This window comes from Arthrobacter sp. 3Tela_A, from assembly GCF_049311025.1.
GTDB lineage: Bacteria > Actinomycetota > Actinomycetes > Actinomycetales > Micrococcaceae > Arthrobacter_B.
Map to the genome: position 1 here is coordinate 92,032 of NZ_JAXIOM010000005.1, position 21,740 is coordinate 113,771.

Annotated in this window: 20 protein-coding genes; 14 read left to right on the forward strand and 6 right to left on the reverse strand. The window is 65.5% G+C overall.

All coding sequences use genetic code 11. From position 1 onward, the window contains the following. Window positions 1-51: 51 nt before the first annotated feature. The 4 genes from TVC13_RS03125 to TVC13_RS03140 all read right to left on the reverse strand — a co-directional run bounded on the left by TVC13_RS03125 (window position 52) and on the right by TVC13_RS03140 (window position 4,301). Complete coding sequence (locus TVC13_RS03125) at window positions 52-1,428, reverse strand: MFS transporter (RefSeq protein WP_422399779.1); 1,377 nt, start codon at window positions 1,426-1,428, stop codon at window positions 52-54. Between the two features lie 99 nt (window positions 1,429-1,527). Continuing rightward, a complete protein-coding gene (locus TVC13_RS03130; RefSeq protein WP_422399780.1) occupies window positions 1,528-3,129 on the reverse strand; it encodes an AMP-binding protein in 1,602 nt (533 codons plus the stop codon). 255 nt (window positions 3,130-3,384) lie between these two features. Then, window positions 3,385-4,002, reverse strand: coding sequence for a TetR/AcrR family transcriptional regulator (locus TVC13_RS03135; protein WP_422399781.1), 618 nt, complete (start codon window positions 4,000-4,002; stop codon window positions 3,385-3,387). 65 nt (window positions 4,003-4,067) lie between these two features. Next, window positions 4,068-4,301: a hypothetical protein gene (locus tag TVC13_RS03140; RefSeq protein ID WP_422399782.1), complete on the reverse strand. Its 234-nt coding sequence runs from the start codon at window positions 4,299-4,301 to the stop codon at window positions 4,068-4,070. A 33-nt stretch (window positions 4,302-4,334) separates the two neighbouring features. Here TVC13_RS03140 and TVC13_RS03145 point away from each other — a divergent pair, with 33 nt between their 5' ends. The 14 genes from TVC13_RS03145 (at window position 4,335) to TVC13_RS03210 (ending at window position 18,954) form a co-directional block, all read left to right on the forward strand. Then, entirely contained in the window at window positions 4,335-5,063 is a 729-nt protein-coding gene (locus tag TVC13_RS03145) for an alpha/beta fold hydrolase (protein WP_422399783.1), read from the forward strand. Beyond that, window positions 5,060-5,821, forward strand: a complete 762-nt coding sequence (locus tag TVC13_RS03150) for an SDR family NAD(P)-dependent oxidoreductase (RefSeq protein WP_422399784.1) — start codon at window positions 5,060-5,062, stop codon at window positions 5,819-5,821. Before TVC13_RS03145 ends, TVC13_RS03150 begins: the two co-directional genes overlap by 4 nt. Then, window positions 5,814-7,196 carry an amidase gene (locus TVC13_RS03155; RefSeq protein WP_422399785.1) on the forward strand — a complete coding sequence of 461 codons (1,383 nt, stop codon included), beginning with the start codon at window positions 5,814-5,816 and terminating at the stop codon, window positions 7,194-7,196. Before TVC13_RS03150 ends, TVC13_RS03155 begins: the two co-directional genes overlap by 8 nt. Continuing rightward, the gene (locus tag TVC13_RS03160; protein ID WP_422399786.1) at window positions 7,193-7,933 is read left to right on the forward strand and encodes an enoyl-CoA hydratase/isomerase family protein; all 741 of its coding nucleotides are present in this window, start codon (window positions 7,193-7,195) and stop codon (window positions 7,931-7,933) included. The genes TVC13_RS03155 and TVC13_RS03160 overlap by 4 nt, the downstream gene beginning before the upstream one ends. 42 nt (window positions 7,934-7,975) lie before the next feature. Next, window positions 7,976-8,782 (forward strand): MaoC/PaaZ C-terminal domain-containing protein, encoded by an 807-nt coding sequence (locus TVC13_RS03165; RefSeq protein ID WP_422399787.1) that lies wholly within the window; start codon window positions 7,976-7,978, stop codon window positions 8,780-8,782. 83 nt (window positions 8,783-8,865) lie between these two features. Further along, window positions 8,866-10,044 (forward strand): acyl-CoA dehydrogenase family protein, encoded by a 1,179-nt coding sequence (locus TVC13_RS03170; RefSeq protein WP_422399788.1) that lies wholly within the window; start codon window positions 8,866-8,868, stop codon window positions 10,042-10,044. Between the two features lie 81 nt (window positions 10,045-10,125). Continuing rightward, complete coding sequence (locus TVC13_RS03175; RefSeq protein WP_422399789.1) at window positions 10,126-11,028, forward strand: 3-hydroxyacyl-CoA dehydrogenase family protein; 903 nt, start codon at window positions 10,126-10,128, stop codon at window positions 11,026-11,028. A gap of 136 nt (window positions 11,029-11,164) precedes the next feature. Continuing rightward, on the forward strand, window positions 11,165-12,592 hold the full coding sequence (glnT, locus tag TVC13_RS03180) for a type III glutamate--ammonia ligase (RefSeq protein WP_422399790.1): 1,428 nt from the start codon (window positions 11,165-11,167) through the stop codon (window positions 12,590-12,592). A gap of 71 nt (window positions 12,593-12,663) precedes the next feature. Beyond that, a complete protein-coding gene (locus tag TVC13_RS03185) occupies window positions 12,664-13,572 on the forward strand; it encodes a glutamine amidotransferase (RefSeq protein WP_422399791.1) in 909 nt (302 codons plus the stop codon). Window positions 13,573-13,614: 42 nt separating this feature from the next. Continuing rightward, window positions 13,615-14,334 carry a protein glxC gene (locus TVC13_RS03190; protein WP_422399792.1) on the forward strand — a complete coding sequence of 240 codons (720 nt, stop codon included), beginning with the start codon at window positions 13,615-13,617 and terminating at the stop codon, window positions 14,332-14,334. Between the two features lie 49 nt (window positions 14,335-14,383). After that, window positions 14,384-15,751: an FMN-binding glutamate synthase family protein gene (locus tag TVC13_RS03195; protein ID WP_422399793.1), complete on the forward strand. Its 1,368-nt coding sequence runs from the start codon at window positions 14,384-14,386 to the stop codon at window positions 15,749-15,751. Window positions 15,752-15,753: 2 nt separating this feature from the next. Then, on the forward strand, window positions 15,754-16,905 hold the full coding sequence (locus TVC13_RS03200) for an FAD-dependent oxidoreductase (RefSeq protein WP_422399794.1): 1,152 nt from the start codon (window positions 15,754-15,756) through the stop codon (window positions 16,903-16,905). Beyond that, entirely contained in the window at window positions 16,902-18,164 is a 1,263-nt protein-coding gene (locus tag TVC13_RS03205) for an allantoate amidohydrolase (RefSeq protein ID WP_422399795.1), read from the forward strand. Before TVC13_RS03200 ends, TVC13_RS03205 begins: the two co-directional genes overlap by 4 nt. Window positions 18,165-18,261: 97 nt before the next feature. Beyond that, a complete protein-coding gene (locus TVC13_RS03210) occupies window positions 18,262-18,954 on the forward strand; it encodes a helix-turn-helix domain-containing protein (protein ID WP_422399796.1) in 693 nt (230 codons plus the stop codon). Here TVC13_RS03210 and mmsB read toward each other — a convergent pair. Both mmsB and mmsA read right to left on the reverse strand, forming a co-directional pair. Then, on the reverse strand, window positions 18,887-20,095 hold the full coding sequence (gene mmsB / locus TVC13_RS03215; protein WP_422399797.1) for a multiple monosaccharide ABC transporter permease: 1,209 nt from the start codon (window positions 20,093-20,095) through the stop codon (window positions 18,887-18,889). The genes TVC13_RS03210 and mmsB overlap by 68 nt on opposite strands. Continuing rightward, the gene (mmsA, locus tag TVC13_RS03220; RefSeq protein WP_422399798.1) at window positions 20,092-21,645 is read right to left on the reverse strand and encodes a multiple monosaccharide ABC transporter ATP-binding protein; all 1,554 of its coding nucleotides are present in this window, start codon (window positions 21,643-21,645) and stop codon (window positions 20,092-20,094) included. Before mmsA ends, mmsB begins: the two co-directional genes overlap by 4 nt. Window positions 21,646-21,740: the final 95 nt, after the last annotated feature.

Sequence of the window (21,740 nt, forward strand, 5' to 3'; positions counted from 1 at the left end):
GTGGGGTGTTCGGTTGGTAAGGGATCAGGGAAACGACGGCGGTGCCCGGCGCTACGCCTGCACCGGGACGGCCGCGGGTGTCCCGGGCCCGGTGCCGGCAGCGGTACCTGCGCCAGCGCCGGCGTCGCCGTTCGCGGCGTCGGAAGCCCGGTACCGACGGGCGGCCAATCCGGAGATCAGGGACACGACCGAGGCCAGGCCGATCATCGTGGCCAGCGGCCACCAGTGGCCCGTGGCGTTCGTGGGCACCAGGGCGGCGGCCAGCAGCGGGGTGGTTGCGGCCCAGGCCACGCCGGCGAACGCACTGCAGAGGGCAACCCCGCTGTACCGCACGGAAGTGGGAAACAGGTCGAACGTCATGCTGGAGACCACCGCGTAGATGCTGGCGTGGCCCAGCACCAGGGCAAGGGTGAACGCTAAGGTCATCAGGACCACGTTGCCGGTATCGAAAAGCACGAACAGCGGCACCGCGAACGCCAGGGTGAAGACGGCACCGAGCATAAAGATCTTCCACGGGTTGATTTTGTCCGCGATGATTCCAACGGTGATGATTGCCACCAGATCAAAGGAAGCGGCAATCAGCAGGATCATCAGGGTGTCGCTGCGCTCCAGTCCGTGCCGATCCGCGGCCATGGAAAGCATGTACGTGGTGATCAGGTAGAACAGCACGATCACGCTGGCCTGCAGGCCAATTCCAATGAGCACCTGCACCGGCATGCGCTTCAAGACCGTGCCGATGGGGTTGTTTTTGACGTCCGCCGCCTTCTTCACCTCTGTGAACTCGGGGGATTCCTCGACGCCCAGGCGGATAAGCATGCCGATGATGACCAGGACAAATCCCACCAAGAAGGGAATCCGCCAGCCCCAGGACAGGAGGTCCTCGCTGGGAAGCCGGGCCACGAAGTACATCACGATACTCGCCATGACCAGGGCCAGCGGGCTGGCTATCTGCGGGGCTGATCCGTAGAAACGGGCTCGCTCCTTGGGCGCGTTTTCGACGCTCATCAGCACCGCTCCGCTCCATTCACCGCCCACAGCAACACCCTGCAGGAAACGCAGAGCAGTGAGCATGATCGGCGCCCAGATACCGACGTCGTTCCAGGTGGGCAGGATTCCGATGAGGCCGGTGGCGACGCCCATCAGGGTCAGGGTAGCGATGAGCGTGCTTCGGCGTCCCAACCGGTCCCCGAAATGTCCGAAGACGACCGCGCCCACCGGCCGTGCCAGAAACGCGACGCCGAGTGTGGCGAAGGATGCGAGAAGTCCCAGATTTGAATCGACCGAGGGGAAGAAGATCGTTGAAAACACCAGGCTGGCTGCCGTGGCATAAATGAAGAAGTCAAACCATTCAACCGTGGTGCCGACGAGGCTGGCGGTGAAGGCGCGTTTTTGCTGTTTGGTGCCGAAACTCTGTTGCTGTGTTGCCATGATTGTTGCCTTTCAACGGCGAGGGTGAGGGCACGGCGGCGCCCGGTCACACAGAGACGGGTGAGCGGTTCAAATGGCCGCTCACGAAGATGGTGGTGCTCAGCTGCTGCGGAAGAGATCCTCGCGGAGCAGGTTCTTGCGGATCTTTCCAGCCGGGGTCTCCGGCATGGACGCCACAATGCGTATAGATTCGGGCCACAGGCGGCGAGGCACTCCCCGTTCCGCGAGCCACTCCAGGATTTCTGCCAGCGTCGGCGGGGTACCGGCGGGCTGGATGACGGCGCAGATGCGCTCGCCCATACGCTCATCCGGTTCCCCCACCACGGCAATACGGGAAATAGCGGGATACCCGGCCAGGACCGCCTCAATTTCCACCGGGGAAAGATTGACTCCTCCGCGGATGATGATGTCCTTGCTACGCCCGGTGATCCTCAGGTAGCCGGCGTCGTCGATGATTCCGACGTCACCCGTGCGGAAGTAGCCCTCGCGGGTAAAGGACTTCCGGTACATCTCGGTCTGGTTGATGTAGCCCAGGAACAGGGAGGGAGTTTTCATCACGATCTCACCCTCGGTGCCGCGCGGGGCGATCTGCCCGTCTTTCAGGACCTGCAGCTCGGTCCCGGACATCATTCGTCCGCAGGTGCTGGCAACTTGGTCCACGGAGTCACCGGGCAGGCTGGAGGTTGCTCCGCCTTCGCTCATCGCCCAGATCGAGCAGATTCGGGTGTCCGGCATCTGGCGCTGCGCTTCCTCGATAAGCGAGGGTGGAATTGGGGCTCCCCCACAGAGGAAGGCCCGCATGCCCGCCAGCTTTGGAACCTCGTTGTCCCAGTCGGTCTTGACCAGGTCCGTCAGGAACGGCGTTGCCGCTACAGTGAATGCGCATCGGTTGGCGGCTACCAGTTCCAGTGCACGGCGTGGTTCCCACCGGTCCTGAAGTACCAGCGGCGCGCCCACCATGATGGCCATCCGGGCTCCGTGCCAGAACCCGGTGCTGTGGCCCAGCGGCGAGGGCATGAAGATGGGCTTGTCAGCGGTAACGCCATAGCGGTCAACCACGGCTTGGTTGTAGGCACGCAGGCTCTTTTCCGAATGGGCAATGGCCTTGGAGCTGCCAGTCGTGCTAGAGGAAAAGAGGATATGGACCATGCCCGCGGGGTATTCAGGCAGGACCGGCGGGGGGCCGGTGACGGTCCGCCAGTGGCGATGCCCGCCATGCTCCCCGTCCAGGAACATAATCTCCAGATGCTGTCCGGCCGATTCGGCCAGCCGGTCGATCTCTTCCTGGAAAGAGCGTCCGCGGTGGACAGCCGGCAGGAATACCGCCCGGGCTCCCACCAAACGGCTCACGTAGGCGATCGACCCGGGGTCGGACGTCACCGGCAGGGTCCCGGGAAGCAGACCGGATCGCAGGGCTGCGAGGTAGACACCCAGCCAGTCGGTCCAGTTCGGCATGCAAATGATAACGACGTCGCCGGCAGTCAGGCCGCGGGCTTCCATATCTGCGGCGATCTCAGCTGACAGAGTCTCAAGTTCGGCGCGGGTCAGCTTGTTCCCGCGGTCATCCATTACCGCGGTGGCATTAGGGTCTTCGGCCAGCCGCGTCAGGAAGTCGTTCCAGATCCCTGTGTGGCCGGCGTCGGAAGGTCCGGTCACGGAACTTTGCGCAGCACGTCCAGCCAGTGCGGAGGTGGGCATCATGACTCCTTTTCCAACGGATGGTGACGGTGGCGGCTCTGTGACGGCCACCTCAGTCATAAATGTTCCTCAACTATGTTTCACGCCCCACAAGTAGTCAAGAGAGTGATGTCGCTTTTTTGTTAATAGTCTGTTGCCTGCCGGTTTCTGTTGCGAATCCGCACACTCAGCCTCCGGGTATGAAAAAGGCGGCGGCGCCCGCGGGCCGCCGCCACCTTCTCCAAAGAGCCCGAGCCGGATGTTCCGGCCGGCGAAAAGTCACTGGGAGCGCTTAAACAGTGCCGTGTACCAGTTGTGGGTAATGGATTTGGCTGCATCCTCAAGGGACACTTCGCCGCCGCGCATTTTGTCCTGCGCGAACCAAATATAGGCTGACTGCTCTGCCATGCAGGCCAGTGCCTCGACATGGAGCCTGGCATCCACCCCGTCAATCTCGGTGATGCCGTGGACGCGGGCCAGCGCGCCTGCCAGGCGTTCCACATGGCGGTGGCGCATCTGCCACCAGATATCCTGGAACCGCTTTTCCACGTGCGCAGCCTGAATGAAGGCTCTCATCAGGTCCCTGTTCTCGCTGTAGACCAGCAGGTATCCCCGATTGGCTTCCAGGAGTGCAAAGTAGGGCTCAGTGCGGAAGCTGTACCCGCCGGACGAGCTTGCCTCGAACAGCTGCTCGTGGAGATCCTCTATCACTTGGGCAAAGAGGTCTTCTTTATCACTGAAGTAGCGGTAGAGGCCACCCATCGAGATATCAGCCTCCGTGGCTACATCGCCCATACGGGCGTTCACATAGCCGTTTCTCGCAAACACCGCCCGCCCTGCACTGACAAGATGTTCTCGGGTGCGGCGCCCCTTTGGAGTTGTCGGTTCAGCTGCCATTTCTCATCCTTTGCTCCCCCGGCGGATTCCCTGGCGCGAAAGCGTTTCGCGAGTCAGAAAGCACTTTACCCGCCGGTTTTTAAAAAAGCGACATCACTCTCTTGACTTGTATGCACTCCCGTGATGATGTGAAACAGACGACACAACGCCCCTTCCCCGGTGCGCAGCAGTTGCGCGACCCGACCATGAGGCAGTGAGGAGGAATGCAGATGCAGGCAGTTGCCATACACGACCTTGAGGTGGCGTTTACGGAAACCGGAAAGCCTATGCCTGGCCGCGCCCCAGTTGTACTGATCCATGGCCTCGCCGAAGGCCGGAACAGTTGGAGCGGCGTGCAGGCAGCACTGCCGGACATCCACACGTTCGCCTATGACCTGCGCGGACACGCTTCCACCACTCTCGGCACCGGGAACGGCAGCCTCGAACAGCTGGGCCGCGACCTCATCGGCTTCCTGGAGCAGGTCACCGGCCCGGCAACCGTTGTGGGGTTCTCCCTCGGCGGTACGATCGCACTGTGGGCCGCCGCCGAGCGGCCCGACCTTGTACTTCGCAGCGTGGTGCTGGGCACCTCTTCCTTGGTAGGAAGAAGCGCCGTCCAGTTCTATGGGAACCGCATCTCGCTGGCTCAGGACACCGCGGCCCCGGAGTTCCGGGAGGCTATCCGTGCGGACACCGCCGCGGCCCTGCACTCGGCGTCGGCCAGTCTCGATGAGATCACTGCCGACCGCCTCGCGGCGATTGGGGACGGGGGCGGATACATAAACGCCTCGCGTGCCATGGCCGCACTCAACGAATACCCCCTCACGCCCCGGCTCGCCGGAATCTCTCACCACGTTGATGTGGTTGGAGCCGCCCATGACGCCTTCTGTCCGGCGAAGGCTGCACAGATCATCGTCGAGGCACTCCCGGATGTCACGTACTGGGAGATCCCGGACGCAGGACACCTGATGAGCGCAGACAACCCGGCGGCGGTGATCGGTGTGCTCCGCCAAACACTAATACCGGACCTATCCAGCGATCCGGAACGCTCCCCTGCCCTGACCTTTGAGGAGAAGAAATGACCAGCACAAACAAAGTAGCCCTTGTCACCGCAGCCGCCGGCGTCGGCATAGGTGCGGCTGTCACCGCCAGGCTCGCCATGGACGGGTATGACGTGGTGGTGACCGATGTCCATGAACGCCGCTGCCGGGAGGCGGCCGAAAAGCTGTCCGCAGAGCACGGCCGCGACTTCCTCGCCGTCCCTCTTGATGTTGCGGACGAAACGGCGGTCCGGTCCGCGATCGACGCCGTGATGGAACACCACGGGCGCCTTGACGTCCTAGTCAACAACGCCGGCTGGTCCAAGATCGAGCCGGTCGCCGAAATGTCGCTGGCCACTTGGCAGAAGTGCCTGGATGTCGACCTCACCGGCACCTTCCTGTGCACCCGCTACGCACTGCCCCACATGATCGATGCCGGCAGTGGAGCGATCGTGAACATCTCCTCCATCGCCGCGTATGAGACTTCCACGGTCCACGGCGCCGCCTACTCTGCTGCCAAGGCCGGTGTACTGGCTTTGACCCGGGTCACCGCTGCGGAGAACGGCAGGCACGGCATCCGAGCCAACGCCATCACCCCAGGACTGATCTACAACGACTTCCTGCGGAAGATCTACCCTGACGAGTTCTTCACGGGCTACGCCGAGAACCAGTCCAAGCTTGGCCGGATTGGCCAGCCCGAGGACGTCGCAGGGCTGGTGGCATTCCTCGCCTCGGACCAGGCCGGGTATATCACCGGCGAGACTTACGGCGTCAGCGGCGGAGTCCACCCGCATGGATGAGGCCATCACTCTTCCCGTTGCCGAACTGGCTGCCGCCTATCGGCGCCGCGACCTGAGCCCCGTCGAAGTCACGACCGCGTTCCTGGACCGGATCAACGACGTCGACCCCGGCTTGCGCGCCTTCGTCACAGTGCTGCCGGATACGGCCCTGCTCCAGGCCAAAGCCGCGGAACGTACCTTTGCCGGCGGCGAACCCGCTGGCCCCTTGTCCGGCATCCCGGTTGCACTCAAGGATGCCTTCCACGTGGCCGGCTCGCCCACCTCCCTCGGGTCCCGGGTTTATGAGGGTCTGATCTCCAAATCCGACTCCGGCGTGGTGCGGCGGCTGCGAGCTGCCGGTGCAGTGTTTACAGGGAAAACCAGCACTGCTGAATTTGGGCAGTCCGCCACCAGTGAGAACCTCCTTGGCCCCGAAACAGGCAATCCCTGGGATGAAGGGCGTACGCCCGGTGGTTCCAGCGGCGGTTCAGCCAGTGCCGTCGCTGCCCGGCTTTCCTCGGTTGCCGTGGGGTCGGACGGCGGAGGATCGATCCGGATTCCGGCCGCCTTTTGCGGGATTTTCGGGCTCAAGACCTCCCCCGGCCTGTGCCCGGACGAAAAAGGCTTCCGCGGCATGACTGACTTTGTCGGTGCGGGCCCGATGACCAGCATCGTGGCCGACGCCCGGCCACTCCTGGGCATCCTCGCCGGACGGGATTATGCACGCAGGGAAGTACCTAGGCTGCGGATTGCCTACTGCGCAAGGCCAGAAGGCCGGCCCGTGGATCCCGGGGTGGCGCGTGCCGTTGATGCCGCGGCCAGCCAGCTCGCCGCGATGGGGCACGACGTGGTCCACACCGATCTTCCGCTGGACGGCTGGAACGATGTGTTCGGCCCACTCGTACTGGAAGACGAACACCGCGAGCGCGGCCACCTGCTGCTCCGGCATGCCGAGGAGCTCACCCGCTATGAGCGCTCTTCCCTGAGGGCAGCCCTCGCCCTGGATCCAGCATCGGTGGCCCGGGCGCACGAGCTGCTTCCGCAGTACCGGATGCGGCTAGCTGCCCTCTTCAGCAGATTCGACCTCCTCCTGACGCCGGCATCAGCGGTTCCGGCGTTCCCGCATGGCGAACGCCCAGCCCGCATCGACGGGCAGGAAGTCGATCAGCTGTGGGGCCCCTTCCCCTTTGCCGTCCCGTTTAATGTGGCAGGCGTGGCGGCTGCCTCCGTGCCCTGCGGTTTCACGGAAGGGCTGCCTGTCGGCGCGCAGCTGGTTGCGCCGGCCGGTGCCGAACAGCTGCTGCTCGATGTCTCCGAAGACCTGGAGGAAGCGCTGGAATTCGACCGCCTGGCTGTGGTTTCCCGCTGGAGCCGCGCCACGGTGCCAGCGCCATGAGCCGGTACGTTCGCCGGGAACTGACCGGACATGTGCTCTCGCTGGTCCTGGACGTTCCGCCACGCAGGAATGCGCTCTCCTTCGCGCTGCTCGGCGAGCTGGCGGCAGAGCTTTCCTGGGACCTTGAGGGCGTTACCGGCATCATCATCACGGGTGCCGGGCAGGTTTTCAGCGCCGGAGCGGACTTTGGGGACCTCACCGGAACCAGCGCCGATGCTGCCTTCGACGACGCCGTGGAGCGCGTTGCGCACGCCATCACGGCCAGCCCGGTTCCGGTAGTGGCCGCTGTGGAAGGACCCTGCATGGGCGCCGGCGCACATCTGGCACTGGCCTGCGACCTGCGGGTGGCCGGCCGGGACAGCTTCATCCAGGTCCCCGCGGTCCGGCTCGGCCTGCTCTACAGCCCGCGCTCAGTGGCCTGGCTCGCCAGCGCCTATCCCCGGGACACCGTGCGCCGGCTGCTGCTGCTGGGTGAGCGCTTTGAGGCGCCGGACGCCCTCGCGGCCGGGTTGTTCAGCACGGTAGTACCCGCCGGAACCGCCCGGGCGAGTGCGCTCACAGCGCTTTCGGGCCTGGCCCCGGAGAACCTCGCTGCCTTGGCCGCCACCCGCGAACTGCTTGGCGAGCTGGAGACAGGCACTTACAACGACGCCGCCTGGCAGCAGCGCCGGAAGAACCTGCTGGACTCCCCCTCCCGTGCCAACGCCGTCGCGCAGGCCAAGGCACGCCACCCCTAACTCTCACCACCAACAGAAGCGGGTCACCAGATGACAACCACCATGACTCTTCCGCTTGCGGAACTTGCCGGCACCGACCTCGGCGAACACACCGTCCGTTATGAGGACACCGCGGTGATCCTTTACGCGCTCTCCGTCGGCGCCTCGCCGTCGGACCTGGACCTGGTCTACGAACGCGGCCTGCGCACGCTGCCCACCTACGCCTGTGCCCTGGGACTCTGGGCTGTGGAAGCCACCGGCCGGCTGGGTGCCTACGACCCGAAGCGTTCCCTGCATGCCTCCCAGCGGCTGGTGATGCACAAGCCCCTGCCTGCGGCCGGAAGCATAGTTATGACCGGACGCGTGGCCAACGTCTATGACAAGGGCAAAGCCTCCATCGTGGAGATTGAAGCGGTCTCGGAGTTCTTCACGGCGACCTACAACATCTTCCTCCCCGGCATCGGCGGCTGGGGCGGAGACCGCGGTCCCTCCGCAAGCCGGGAAGAACGCCCGGACCCCGTGCGGTCCTCGACGTTCCAGACCTCCGGGAACCTGGCCGCACTGTACCGCTTGACCGGTGACCGGCATCCGATTCACATCGATCCTGCGGTGGCGGCAGCCAACGGATTCGACCGGCCCATCCTCCATGGGCTGTGCACGCTTGGCATTGCTGTCCGTGAGGCCGCCGCGCAGACAGGCGCCCATCCTGCTGACCTCACGGAACTGGACGTGCGGCTCTCCGCCCCTGTCCTGCCCGGCCAGCAGCTCGAGATCACCTCAGCCGAGCGGGACGGCCGCACCTACTTTGGCGCCACGGCGGGAGAAACGACTGTCCTGTCCGGCGGCACCGCAACCTTCCGCCGCAGCTAAACGGGTCTGTCCCGGCAGGCACGTCCGCCGGGCGGCTCGATTTCCTCTGATCCTCCCCTTGTACACACCGCGAAAGGCCTCCGATGTCTACCACCAGCACTCTGCCCTGCACCGGCGATCTGATTGATTTCGACGACTTCCTCACCCCGGAGGAACTGGAGCTGCGCAGCCAGGTCCGGGACTTCGTGCAAACCGAGATCAAACCGAACATCGCCCGCTGGTACGAGGACGCCCATTTTCCGCTAGAAATCGTCCCCAAAATGGCCAAACTAGGCCTGCTGGGCATGCATCTGAAGGGCTACGGCTGCGCCGGCCGCACCGCCGTCGAATACGGACTCGCCGCGGCTGAACTCGAAGCCGGGGACTCAGGCCTGCGTACCTTCGTCTCGGTTCAGGGATCCCTGGCGATGTCCGCGATCCACAAACACGGCTCCGAGGAACAGAAACAGCAGTGGCTGCCCGCCATGGCCGCCGGAGAAGCGATCGGATGCTTCGGCCTCACCGAACCGAGTGCCGGTTCGGACCCCTCCAGCATGGAAACCTTCGCCCGCCGCGATGGCGATGACTGGATCCTGACCGGCACCAAACGCTGGATCGGCCTGGCATCGGTCGCGCAGGTCGCAGTGATCTGGGCGCAGACCGACGAAGGCATCCGCGGGTTCGTGGTCCCCACCGACACGCCCGGCTTCACCGCTACCCCGATCGAACCCAAACTCTCCATGCGCGCCTCGATCCAATGCGAAATCGACCTGGCCGAGGTCCGACTGCCGGCCGGCGCGGTCTTCCCCGACGTGGTGGGACTCAAAGGCCCGTTTTCCTGCCTGAACGAAGCACGGTACGGGATCATCTGGGGTGCCATGGGCGCAGCCCGGGATGCGTTCGAGGACGCACTGTCCTATTCCCAGTCCCGGATGCAGTTCGACAAACCGCTGGCCGGGTACCAGCTGACCCAACAGAAGCTGGTGGACATGGCCCTGGAAATCAACAAGGGCTTCCTGCTGGCCCTGCACCTGGGACGCAAGAAAGACGCCGGTACCCTGGGCCTGCACCAGATCTCGCTGGGGAAACTGAACAACTGCCGGGAGGCCATCGCGATCTGCCGTGAGGCCCGCACGATCCTGGGCGGCAACGGCATCACGCTGGACTACTCACCGCTGCGCCACGCGAACAACCTGGAATCGGTGCGCACCTACGAGGGGACGGATGAAGTCCACACCCTGATCCTCGGCAACAAACTCACCGGCGCCCCTGCCTTCCGCTAGACCCCGTTCCCGGCGGGCTTACCCGTTTCCCGGCGGGGCGCCGCGCCGCGGGTCCCCTCCCACACCGAAACGAGCGAGACGATGACTTCCTCCCCGAGCACAGCCAGCCTTCCGGCGGCGGACGTCCCGCCCATCACCTGCATCCTGGTCGTCGGGGCGGGCACCATGGGCCGGCAGATCGCCATGACCGCGGCCCTTGCCGGCTACCGCACCATCCTGCAGGACATCTCGGCCGACGGACTCAAGCACGCAGAAGCGGACCTTCGCACGTGGAGCGAGGGACGGACCGGCAAGGGAAAACTGCCCGAAGCAGAGGCCGCGGCGGCCCACGGCCGGCTCAGCTACACAACCGATCTATCCACCGCGGAGACTGCCGACGTCATCATCGAGGCCGCAACCGAACGCCTCGACGTAAAACAGGAGATCTTCCGGTCCCTGGACCGCATCGCCCCGCCACACGCCATCCTTGCCAGTAATTCCTCCACCTTGGGTTCATCCAAGGTCGCCGAGGTCACGGGCCGGCCGTCCCAGGTGTGCAACATGCACTTCTTCAACCCCGCCCTGGTAATGAAGTGCGTCGAGGTGGTGCGGCACGAGCAGACCTCATCGAAAACCGTTGACACCGTGATGGCCCTCGCCCGGTCGCTGGGAAAGGAACCGGTGCTGATCAACCAGGAGATTCCGGGCTTCATCGCGAACCGGCTGATGGGAGCCCTGCAACGGGAGGCCCTGGCCTTGGCCGCGGCGGGGATCGCGACGCACCGGGACATCGACACTACGGCGCGCACTGCGCTGGGCCACCCCATGGGGCCGTTCGAGCTGATGGACATGGTGGGTTTAGATGTCATCGACTTCATCGCCCAGGCGACCTTTGCCGAGACCGGCGATCCTGCGGATATGCCCGACCCGACCGTTGCCTCCCTGGTGGCGCTGGGCCGAACGGGCCGTAAATCCGGTGCCGGTTTTTACGATTATGCCGAATAGTTCCGGATGACGGCGGGCGGAAAGCCTGCTTTGTAACCTCGTGTTAACACCGGGGCGCTCTTCCCGCAATATAAAAATGGGTAACTAGATTCAACACCGTTTCCTAACAGGTAACTGCGATTGATTGGATCTAGCTATGACTGCCATTGCCGACCAGCAGACCCGCACCATCAACCAATCCTCCCTTTCCGAATTCGCCAGCCCGTCCCCGTCCGCGGCGCAACCGGCCGGAGTCGCCGCTGAACGGGCCGCCGCCTTGACAGACCTCACCGCCCGCCACGGGACCCGATTCATCCTCGCCACGTTCGTCGACCTGAACGGCAAACCGTGCGCGAAGCTCGTTCCCACGGCCGCCATCGCCGAACTTGCCGACGGCGCCCTCGGCTTCGCCGGCTACGCAGCGGGACTGATTGGGCAAAACCCCCAGGACGGCGACCTCTGCGCCGTACCGGATACCTCCTCCTTCACCCCCCTGGATTTCATCCAGCCGGGCCTGGCGATGGTCCACTGCGATCCCCACGTCAACGGCGAACCCTGGCCCTACGCACCGCGCGTCATCCTGAAAAACGCCATCACCCGGCTTGCCGCTGCAGGAATGAGCGCCAAGGTTGGGGCCGAAGTGGAGTACTTCCTGGTTTCCAAGGACGACTCGGGAGAACTGATCACCGCCGACCGCCAGGACGACTCCCCGCGCCCGTGCTACGACGCCCGGGGCGTAACCCGCATGTATGAGCACCTGACCACCGTCTCCGAGGCCATGAACAACCTGGGCTGGGGCAACTACGCCAACGACCATGAGGACGGTGCCGGGCAGTTCGAACAGAACTTCAACTACGACGACGCGCTGGTCACGGCCGACCGCGTTATCACCCTTCGGTACATCCTGAATGTGCTGGCCGAGCAGCGCGGCATGATCGCCACGTTTATGCCCAAGCCGTTCACCGACCGCACCGGCAACGGACTGCACTTCCACCTCTCGCTGTGGAGCAACGAGGATACTGCCCTGTTCCCAGACGCCGCAGATCCCCGTGGACTCGGTATTTCCCGGGACGCCTACTCCTTTATTGGCGGCATCCTGGAGCACTCCCCCGCACTTCAGGCATTCCTCGCCCCCACCGTCAATTCCTACAAGCGCACCGGGGCCACAACCAGCGAATCGGGTGCCACGTGGTCCACCAACCGCGCCTCTTACGGCGGCAATGACCGCACCCACATGGTCCGGGTTCCGGATGCCAACAGGCTGGAACTGCGCTCCGGCGACGGCGCCGCGAATCCCTACCTCGCCATCGCCGCGACCATCGCAGCAGGGCTTGACGGAATCGAGAAGTCCCTGGATCCCGGCACCCCCAGCGGGCCGGGTGAACGCAAGTCGGATGCCCATACCCTGCCCGCAACGCTGATGCATGCAGTCGAGGCCCTGCGCCGTGACGAGGTGATGCTCACCGCGCTCAGTGGTGATCCCGCAGTTGGCCGCTACTTCGCCGATGCCAAGGAGCAGGAGTTCATCAGCTGGCACGGGAATGTGACGGCCTGGGAAATCACCAACTACCTGACCTCCGTCTAGCCCGGCCCGGAAACCGGCCGCTACACCCCAGCACAACTCCCCCGCCCCCAAGAAGACAAGGAACCACCGACATGTGCGGAATTGCCGCCCTTCAGGTCCGCAGCGCGGCGCTGCGGCCCCAAATGGGCTCCCTGCTCACCGGAATGCTCTGCCAGATCATCGAACGCGGCCCCGATTCCGCGGGCATGGCGGTTTACGACAACCCGGACCTCGTGACCAGCGGTCTCGCGACGCTGAGCGTCCTGGACACCGGCCTGGGCATCACCGACGCTGGCCTGGAACGCCTCCTCGGTGAGTCGCTGCCGGCCGGTGGCGAGGCCCGGGTGCGCGAAATCGGGGACACCACACTGATCAGCGCGCAGGTCGACGCAGGAACGCTCGCGGATGCAGTGTCCGCCGGGTACCCCGGCATCGTCGTTGCCGGCCGCGGTGAACATGTCACCGTCATGAAAAGCGTGGGCAACCCGCAGGACGTAGCCCGGCGGCACGGATTGGAGGGGATGTTTGGCACGCAGGGGCTCAGCCACACCCGGATGGCCACCGAATCAGCGGTCACCGCCGCCGGCTCCCATCCGTTCGCCGTAGCCGATGACCTCTGCCTGGTCCACAACGGTTCTTTCTCCAACCATGCCTCGGTCCGCCGCGAACTCAAGAGGCTCGGCGTCGACTTCGATTCGGAGAACGACACTGAGGTTGGCGCACGCTACGTCGCCCACCGCCTCGCCTCCGGTGATGACCTGGAGACCGCGCTGACCAACCTCGGCAAGGTCCTGGACGGTTTCTACACACTGGTCGTCACTACAGCCACTTCCATGGCAATAGTCCGCGATCCCATCGCCTGCAAGCCTGCGATCGTCGCCGAGTCCGCGGAATACGTAGCGATCGCCAGCGAGTTCCGCGCCCTGGCACATCTTCCGGGCATCGAGTCCGCACGGATCTTCGAACCCGAACCCGGGCGGGTCTACACCTGGGATCTCTAGGCTCCGCCGCACACCCGTCAGCCTCACAGTAAAGGGAACCTCATGACCACCATCAACCTCGCTGAACCAAAGTCCAGCACCCTGCCCTCCCAGTCCTTCGACCTGGACACCGATACCGTCCGCGACCTGAACCTGGCCCTGCACCACAGCGCAGACACCGGGCGCTTCACCGTGGAGAACCCAGGCGGCCGCCACTCAATCGGCGTCGGAATCAACTCCAGCCTTGAGCTGGACGTGCACGGCCATGTTGGCTATTACGCCGCGGGCATGAACCAGGGCGGGACGGTGACCATCCATGGCAATGCCGGAGTGGGCGTGGCCGAGAACATGATGTCCGGGACCGTTAGGGTCCGCGGGGACGCCTCACAGTCTGCCGGTGCCACCGCCCACGGCGGCCTGCTGGTCATCGAGGGCAGCGCCTCGGCGCGCTGCGGCATCTCCATGAAGGGGGTGGACATAGTGGTCGGCGGAAATATCGGACATATGTCAGGGTTTATGGCCCAGGCCGGGCGCATGGTGGTCTGCGGCGATGCCGGCGAAGCCCTAGGCGATTCCATCTACGAGACCCGGATTTACGTCCGGGGCAGTGTTGCCTCCCTGGGCGCCGACTGCGTGGCCAAGGAAATGCGGGCCGAGCACCTCACCGAGCTGGCCGGACTGCTGGCGGCCGCCGGGCTTGAGCACAACCCCGCCGACTTCACTCGCTACGGCTCCGCCCGCGGCCTCTACCACTTCAAAGTGGACAACTCGAGCGCCTACTAGCGCCCAGCCGGACCCTCGACATCCTCCGCATCCGTTAGGAGCCCCACCCATGACCCTCACAGCATCCACTCCAGCCCCCGGCACCGCGGCCTCGCCCGCCGAGCTCGGACTGCGCGAGTCCGCGACCTTCGACCGTGCCACCATCTTCGACATCCGGCGCGCGGCAGAAACCGGAATCTACGACATCCGCGGCTGGGGCGCCAAGCGGGCCCTGCCCCACTTCGATGATCTCCTTTTTCTGGGCGCCTCAATGTCCCGCTACCCGCTGGAGGGCTACCGGGAGAAATGCGGCACCGACGTCGTTCTCGGGGACCGGTACGCCTCCAAACCACTGCGTCTGGACATTCCAGTCACCATTGCCGGAATGAGCTTCGGCGCTCTTTCCGCCAACGCGAAGGAAGCCCTGGGCCGCGGCGCGAGCGCGGCCGGCACGTCAACCACCACCGGCGACGGCGGCATGACGCCGGAGGAACGCGGCCAGTCCCGACACCTGGTCTACCAGTACCTGCCCTCCCGCTACGGCATGAATCCCGACGATCTCCGCAAGGCCGACGCTATAGAGATTGTCCTGGGCCAAGGCGCCAAACCCGGCGGCGGCGGGATGCTGCTGGGGCAGAAGATCACCGAACGGGTTGCCGGCATGCGCACCCTGCCGGTGGGCATCGACCAGCGCTCGGCGTCCCGGCATCCGGACTGGACCGGCCCGGACGACCTCGAAATCAAGATTGCCGAACTGCGCGAGATCACCGACTGGGAAAAACCCATCTACGTGAAGATCGGCGCCTCCCGCCCGTACTACGACACCGCTCTGGCAGTGAAATCCGGTGCCGACGTGGTGGTACTGGATGGGATGCAGGGCGGAACAGCCGCCACCCAGCAGGTCTTCATTGAGCACGTGGGTATCCCGACACTCGCCGCCATTCCGCAGGCCGTCCAGGCCCTGCAGGAACTCGGTATGCACCGCAAGGTCCAGCTCATTGTCTCCGGCGGTATCCGCAACGGAGCCGACGTCGCCAAGGCCATGGCGCTGGGCGTGGACGCTGTCGCCATCGGAACTGCGGCATTGATCGCCCTGGGTGACAACAACCCGGTGTATGCCGAGGAGTACGCCAAACTCGGCTCCGCCGCCGGGTTCTACGACGATTTTCAGGACGGCAGGGACCCCGCAGGCATCTCCACTCAGGACCCGGAACTGGCGGCGCGGCTGAACCCCATCGCTGCTGGACAGCGCCTGGCCAACTACCTGCGCGTGCTCACTCTGGAGGCCCAAACCATCGCGAGAGCATGCGGCAAAGCCCACCTGCACCATCTGGAGCCAGAGGACCTGGTTGCCCTGACCGTGGAGTCCTCAGCCATGGCACGGGTGCCACTAGCCGGCACCCAGTGGATTCCCGGCGCCGCCGGAACCGGGTTCTAGCCATGGACGACACAGAATCCTTCGACTACGCCGTGGTGGGTGCCGGACTCGCCGGCGCCGCTACCGCCTGGCGGCTCGCGCAGCGCGGACATTCCGTGGTGATCCTGGAACGCGCCGAGCCCGCCAACGACGCCGGCAGTTCCCACGGCTCCGCCCGGATCTTCCGTTATGTCTACGCGGATCCCTTCTATACCCGCCTGGTCCAGGACTCCGTGGCCGGGTGGAAGGAACTGGAATCCGTGCACGGCGGTTCCCTGATTACGCCAACAGGATGCGTGGACCACGGTGAGGTACGCGGTCCGCGGCAGCTGGCCAGCGTCCTGGAAGAGGCCGGGCTGTCCCACGAGCTGCTCTCCCCGCGTGAGGCGGCCGAACGCTGGCCGCAGTTCTCATTCGACACCGAGGTGCTGTGGCACTCCGCCGCGGGGGTGATTGATGCGCAAAGTGCTGTGCACGCCATGGTCGCGGCCGCCGTCGCGCAATCGGCAACTCTTCTGAGCGGATGGCCCGTGGCGTCCGTGGCAAAATCGGGTGCCGGCTACACGCTGGCCGACCCAGAGGGCCGCACCGTGACCGCCCGCCAGGTGGTCATCGCTGCCGGCGGCTGGCTCCCCGGCCTGCTGGCAGGGCTGGAGCTCCCGGCCGGTTTCCTCAGGTCCCTGCCCCGGTTCGAAATCCGGCAGGAAACCGCCTTCCACTTCCCGTACCGCGAACAACCTGCCCCGGACACCGGCTGGCCCACCTTCATTCACAAGGCCGACTGGATCCAGGTTTACGGGCTGCCCGGTGGACGCGATGCGGGCCACCGCGGGCAGAAAATCGCGGAGTTCAACGGCGGCAAGGTGCTCGCCGATGCCTCCGCCCAGGACGGAAAAATTGACCCGGACCACCGCCGGCGCATGGTCGAGTACGTCAAGCGCCACCTCCCGGGCCTGGTTCCGGAGCCGTACGCCGAAACGACCTGCCTTTTCACCAACACCCCCAATGAGGACTTCGTGATCGACCGGGCCGAGGGCATCACCATCCTCTCCCCCTGTTCCGGCCACGGCGCAAAGTTCGCACCGCTCCTGGGCGAAATGGCCGCCAATCTTGCGGGCGGCATGGGACGAGTGCCCCAGCGGTTCCGGACCTCGCTTATGGAGGCCCGGCCATGAGTCCGAGCTTGGCGGCCGAATCCTCATCGCGGCCCGGCCAGGCTTCCGTATCCGGACTGATGGCGGAGATTGCGGGGACGGGAACCGACCCGGCCCGCGGTGGTTACACCCGGCCGGTGTTCTCCACTGCCGAGCGGGATCTGCGCACCTGGTTTATTGACCAGGCGCAGCGCCGTGCCCTGGCTGTAGAAACTGATGCGAACGGCATTATCTGGGCGTGGTGGGACGTCCCGGGGACGGCTCCGGGCTCTGCACGCGAGAACGCCATCGTGACAGGCAGCCATCTTGATTCCGTCCCCGGCGGTGGTGCCTTCGACGGTCCGCTGGGCATCGCCTCCGCCCTGGTCGCCGTGGACATTCTGCGCGCCCGCGGCCAGGTGCCCAGGCGTCCGCTGGCCATTGCCGTCTTTCCGGAGGAGGAAGGCTCCCGCTTCGGCGTTGCCTGCCTCGGCTCCCGGTTGCTCACCGGAGCCATCAGCCCCGAACGTGCCCTACGCCTACGCGACCCGGACGGCAACACCCTCGCCGACGTCGCGGCCGCAAACGGCCAGGATCCGGAGCGTTTCGGACCGGATCCGGGCAGACTGGCGAGCATCGGCCAATTCGTTGAACTGCACGTCGAGCAGGGCCGCGGGCTGATCGATCTGGCCCGGCCGGTGGCCATCGGATCCTCCATCCTCGGCCACGGGCGCTGGCGCCTGCGCATCACCGGGCAGGGCAATCACGCCGGTACCACTCTGATCCAGGACCGCCGGGATCCCATGGTTGCCGCAGCCGCCTGCGTTTTGGCGGTGCGCGCGGTCGCCCTCCGCTTCCGCAATGCCCGTGCCACCGTGGGCAGGCTGGTGCCTGTCCCGGGCGGCACTAATGTCATTGCCTCCGCCGTCGATCTATGGTTCGATGTGCGGCATCCGGAAGATGCGGTGACTGCGGCCGTCGTCGAAAACATCCGCCAGGAGGCCCGGTTGGCCGCGGCCGGCGAGGGCTGCGACATGGAACTGACCGAAGAATCGCTCAGTCCCACCACCCACTTCGACGCCGGCCTTCGCACCGCCCTGCAGGATGTGCTGCCCGAAGCTCCGGTGCTGGATACCGGTGCCGGGCACGATGCCGGGGTACTGGCCGCACATGTCCCCACCGCCATGTTGTTCGTACGCAACCCTACGGGAGTCTCACACTCCCCCGAGGAACATGTGGAGGATGCCGACGCCGAGACGGGGGCCGCAGCGCTCGCCGATGTGCTTGCCTCGCTCGGCTAAGCCTGTCCCCGAGAAGCGGGGCGGGGCGGGAGCCCTCCGGTCCGGCTGCGCGGCCGGACCGGAGGGGCACACCCACGGGTCCGCTTATGATGGGCTGGTGCCCATTCCACCGAGCCCCGCACCATCACCTGACGAAACCGGCATCCGGCCGGAGGCCTCTGGATCGCTGGAACACGTGATCGCGGTCCAGGTGAAGAAGCACCGGGTGTCCCAGGGAATGTCCGCGGCGGAACTGGCGTCCCGGGCCGGGTTATCCAAGGCCATGGTCTCCAAGATCGAGTCCGCTTCCACTTCGTCCTCCCTGACCACGCTGCAGCGTCTGGCAGCCGGGCTGGAGGTCCCGGTGACAGCCCTGTTCCAGGGAGCGGATACCGAGCGGGAGGCCGCTTTCACCAAATCCGGCCAGGGCAGCGTAACAGTGCGCAGCGGAACCCGGCACGGCCACGAATACCGACTGCTCGGCAGCCTGCTGCGCCACCCGAACCCGATCGAGCCCACTCTCGTCACGCTGACCAGCGCAGCCGATGTCTTCCCGCGGTTCCAGCACCCCGGGACGGAGTTCATCTACATGCTGGAGGGCCGGATGGTTTACGGCCACGGCGCCTACGAATACGAACTGGCCCCTGGGGACTCACTGGTCTTCGAAGGTGAAGGACCGCACGGTCCGCTGCGGCTGCTGGAGCTGCCGATCCGCTTCCTGGCGGTTACTGCGGCCCCCTTCCCTACCGGGCTCTCCTCCCCCGCCGTGCAAAACCGACCGCAACCGCAAGCAGCAGCACCAGGCCCTTGATCACCTGCTGCCACGCGGCATCCACGGACAGAATGGACAGGCCTTGGTTCAGCACACCCATCACCAGACCGCCGATCACCGCACCCACCACAGTGCCAACACCGCCCTGCACCGACGCGCCGCCAATAAATACGGCAGCGATCGCGTCCAGCTCAAATCCGCCGCCGGCCGAGGCCACGGCACCACCGGCACGCGCCGTGCTCACCACGGCCGCCAGCCCGGCCAGGAACCCCATGTTCACGAACACCATAAAGTTCACCCAGCGGGTCTTCACCCCGGACATCATGGCCGCGTTCAGGTTCCCGCCCATCGCGTAGATATGCCGGCCAAACACCGTCCGGTTCAGCAGGAACGAATACGCCAGCACCAGCGCGGCCAGGATAACCAGGATGATCGGCGTGCCGCGGTTGAAGGCCAGCAGATAGCAGAGGTACATAATCGCTGCGACGGCCACGGCGTTCTTGAACACAAACGACGCCGTCCGTTCCCGCGGCAGGTCAAGCTTCTTGAGGTCCGCACGGGACTTGAGCTGCTGCCCCACCAGTGCCGCGGAGGCGACGACGCCGATGCCCAGTGTGAGCAGATCCGGCACCCCGGTGGCCGGGAGGGTTCCGTTGCCGATGGCGTTGAACGGGCGCGGCAGCCCGCTGATGGTTCCGCCGGTGAGCAGGATCAGCGCCACCCCGCGGAAAACGAGCATGCCGGCCAGCGTCACGATGAACGCCGGTATCCCCACAAACGCCACCCAGAACCCCTGCCAGGCACCGATCGCTGCCCCCACCACCAGGGACAGGATGACCGCAGCCCACCAGGGCATGCCCCAGCTGTTCATTGCCAGTGCCGCTATGGCCCCCACCGTCGCAACCACCGACCCCACGGAAAGGTCGATGTGCCCGGCGATAATCACCATGACCATGCCGATGGCCAGGATCAGCACGTACGCGTTCTGCTGGATGAGGTTGCTGACGTTCCCCGGATACAGCAGCCGGCCGCCGGTGAGGACCTGGAAGAGCAGCACGATCACCACCAGCGCAGCGAGAATCCCGTACTGCTGCAGGTCGATCCGCAGCCGTTTCCGTCCGGTTCCGCCGGCGGGCGGCGGCGCCGGAGTCTTGGCCTGTTCAGGAGTTGTTGTGGTCACTGGCCCTGCGCTCCTTCAATCCTGGCGGCGGTCATGTGCCGCATCAGTTCTTCCTGCGTGGCATCGTCCCGGGGCACCTCGGCTGTGAGGCGGCCCTCGGCGATGGTGTAGATGCGGTCGCAGAGCCCGATCAGCTCGGGCAGCTCACTGGAAATGACGATCACGGCCTTGCCCTGCGCCGCCATCTCGTTGATGATTCCGTAGATTTCGAACTTGGCGCCGACGTCGATACCGCGGGTTGGTTCGTCCAGGATCAGCACGTCCGGCCCGGAGTAGATCCATTTGCTCAGCACCACTTTCTGCTGGTTCCCGCCGGACAGGTTCGCGACGACGGAGGCCACGGAGGGGGTGCGGATGTTCATTTTCTGCCGGTAGTCGTCGGCCACGGCATATTCGCGGTGTTTGTCGATCACACCCAGCCGCGCCAGCTTCCCCAGCGCCGCAGCGGACACGTTCACCACCACGGAACCGATCAGGTTCAGGCCGTACCGCTTGCGGTCCTCGCTCACGTAGGCCAGTCCGTGCCGGATAGCCTCCCCCACCGAGCGGGTCTGGATTTCGGCGCCGTCCTTGTAGACCCGCCCGGACACCCCGGTTCCCCAGGACCGGCCGAAGATGCTCATCGCCAGCTCGGTGCGCCCGGCGCCCATGAGCCCGGCGAACCCGACGATCTCCCCGGCCCGCACGTTAAAGGACACGTTGTCCACCACCACGCGGTCGACGTCGATCGGGTGGTGGACCGTCCAGTCCTCCACCCGGAACTTCTCTTCCCCGAGCTGCGGTTCCCGGTCCGGGAACTGGCTGTCCAGCGGCCGTCCGACCATCGCGCGGATGATGCGGGTCTCGATCTCCTCGTTGTCCTCCACCGGGAAGGAATCGATCGTCTTCCCGTCGCGGATCACCGTCACGGTGTCCGCAATGGCGCGGATTTCCTTCAGCTTGTGGGAAATGACAATGGAGGTGATGCCGCCGTCGCGCAGCTGATCGATCAGCCCCAGCAGGTGCGCGGAGTCGCCGTCGTTCAGTGCCGCCGTCGGCTCGTCCAGGATCAGCAGCTTCACTTCCTTGGAGAGGGCCTTGGCGATCTCCACCAGCTGCTGCTTGCCGACGCCGAGTTCGAGGATCTTCGTGGCCGGGTTCTCATCCAGGCCCACGCGTTTGAGCAGGGCGGCGGCCTGCAGGTTGGTCTGGTTCCAGTCGATCACCCCACCGCGCTGCACCTCGTTGCCCAGGAAGATGTTCTCCGCGATGGACAGGAACGGGCTGAGCGCGAGCTCCTGGTGGATGATCACCACCCCGTCCCGTTCGCTGTCATTGATCGAGTTGTAGCGCACCTCTTCACTGTCCAGGGAGACGCTGCCGTCGAAGCTGCCGTGCGGGTATACGCCGCTGAGTACGTTCATCAGGGTCGATTTTCCGGCGCCGTTCTCGCCGCAGATCCCGTGTACTTCACCGCGCCGGACGGCGACGGACACGCCGTCGAGCGCCCGGACGCCGTTGAATTCCTTCACGATGCCGTCCATTGAAAGGATGACGTCCTGATCGATCATGAGCTGCCTGTTCTTTACGGAGGGTGCGGGGGGGCGCCGCCGCGCGCGCCCCCCCCGCCCCCCCGCCCGGGGGGCGGGCGAAGCGGACCGCCCCC

What these genes read in the sequence shown, in the direction of transcription:
- TVC13_RS03165 (WP_422399787.1), top strand. Translation starts at nt 7,976, where the DNA reads ATGACTCTTCCGCTTGCGGAACTTGCCGGCACCGACCTCGGCGAACAC.
- TVC13_RS03200 (WP_422399794.1), top strand. Translation starts at nt 15,754, where the DNA reads ATGGACGACACAGAATCCTTCGACTACGCCGTGGTGGGTGCCGGACTC.
- TVC13_RS03170 (WP_422399788.1), top strand. Translation starts at nt 8,866, where the DNA reads ATGTCTACCACCAGCACTCTGCCCTGCACCGGCGATCTGATTGATTTC.
- glnT (WP_422399790.1), top strand. Translation starts at nt 11,165, where the DNA reads ATGACTGCCATTGCCGACCAGCAGACCCGCACCATCAACCAATCCTCC.
- TVC13_RS03190 (WP_422399792.1), top strand. Translation starts at nt 13,615, where the DNA reads ATGACCACCATCAACCTCGCTGAACCAAAGTCCAGCACCCTGCCCTCC.
- TVC13_RS03150 (WP_422399784.1), top strand. Translation starts at nt 5,060, where the DNA reads ATGACCAGCACAAACAAAGTAGCCCTTGTCACCGCAGCCGCCGGCGTC.
- TVC13_RS03155 (WP_422399785.1), top strand. Translation starts at nt 5,814, where the DNA reads ATGGATGAGGCCATCACTCTTCCCGTTGCCGAACTGGCTGCCGCCTAT.
- TVC13_RS03195 (WP_422399793.1), top strand. Translation starts at nt 14,384, where the DNA reads ATGACCCTCACAGCATCCACTCCAGCCCCCGGCACCGCGGCCTCGCCC.
- mmsA (WP_422399798.1), bottom strand. Translation starts at nt 21,645, where the DNA reads ATGATCGATCAGGACGTCATCCTTTCAATGGACGGCATCGTGAAGGAA.
- TVC13_RS03175 (WP_422399789.1), top strand. Translation starts at nt 10,126, where the DNA reads ATGACTTCCTCCCCGAGCACAGCCAGCCTTCCGGCGGCGGACGTCCCG.
- TVC13_RS03125 (WP_422399779.1), bottom strand. Translation starts at nt 1,428, where the DNA reads ATGGCAACACAGCAACAGAGTTTCGGCACCAAACAGCAAAAACGCGCC.
- TVC13_RS03135 (WP_422399781.1), bottom strand. Translation starts at nt 4,002, where the DNA reads ATGGCAGCTGAACCGACAACTCCAAAGGGGCGCCGCACCCGAGAACAT.
- TVC13_RS03130 (WP_422399780.1), bottom strand. Translation starts at nt 3,129, where the DNA reads ATGATGCCCACCTCCGCACTGGCTGGACGTGCTGCGCAAAGTTCCGTG.
- TVC13_RS03160 (WP_422399786.1), top strand. Translation starts at nt 7,193, where the DNA reads ATGAGCCGGTACGTTCGCCGGGAACTGACCGGACATGTGCTCTCGCTG.
- TVC13_RS03140 (WP_422399782.1), bottom strand. Translation starts at nt 4,301, where the DNA reads ATGGATCAGTACAACTGGGGCGCGGCCAGGCATAGGCTTTCCGGTTTC.
- TVC13_RS03205 (WP_422399795.1), top strand. Translation starts at nt 16,902, where the DNA reads ATGAGTCCGAGCTTGGCGGCCGAATCCTCATCGCGGCCCGGCCAGGCT.
- TVC13_RS03185 (WP_422399791.1), top strand. Translation starts at nt 12,664, where the DNA reads ATGTGCGGAATTGCCGCCCTTCAGGTCCGCAGCGCGGCGCTGCGGCCC.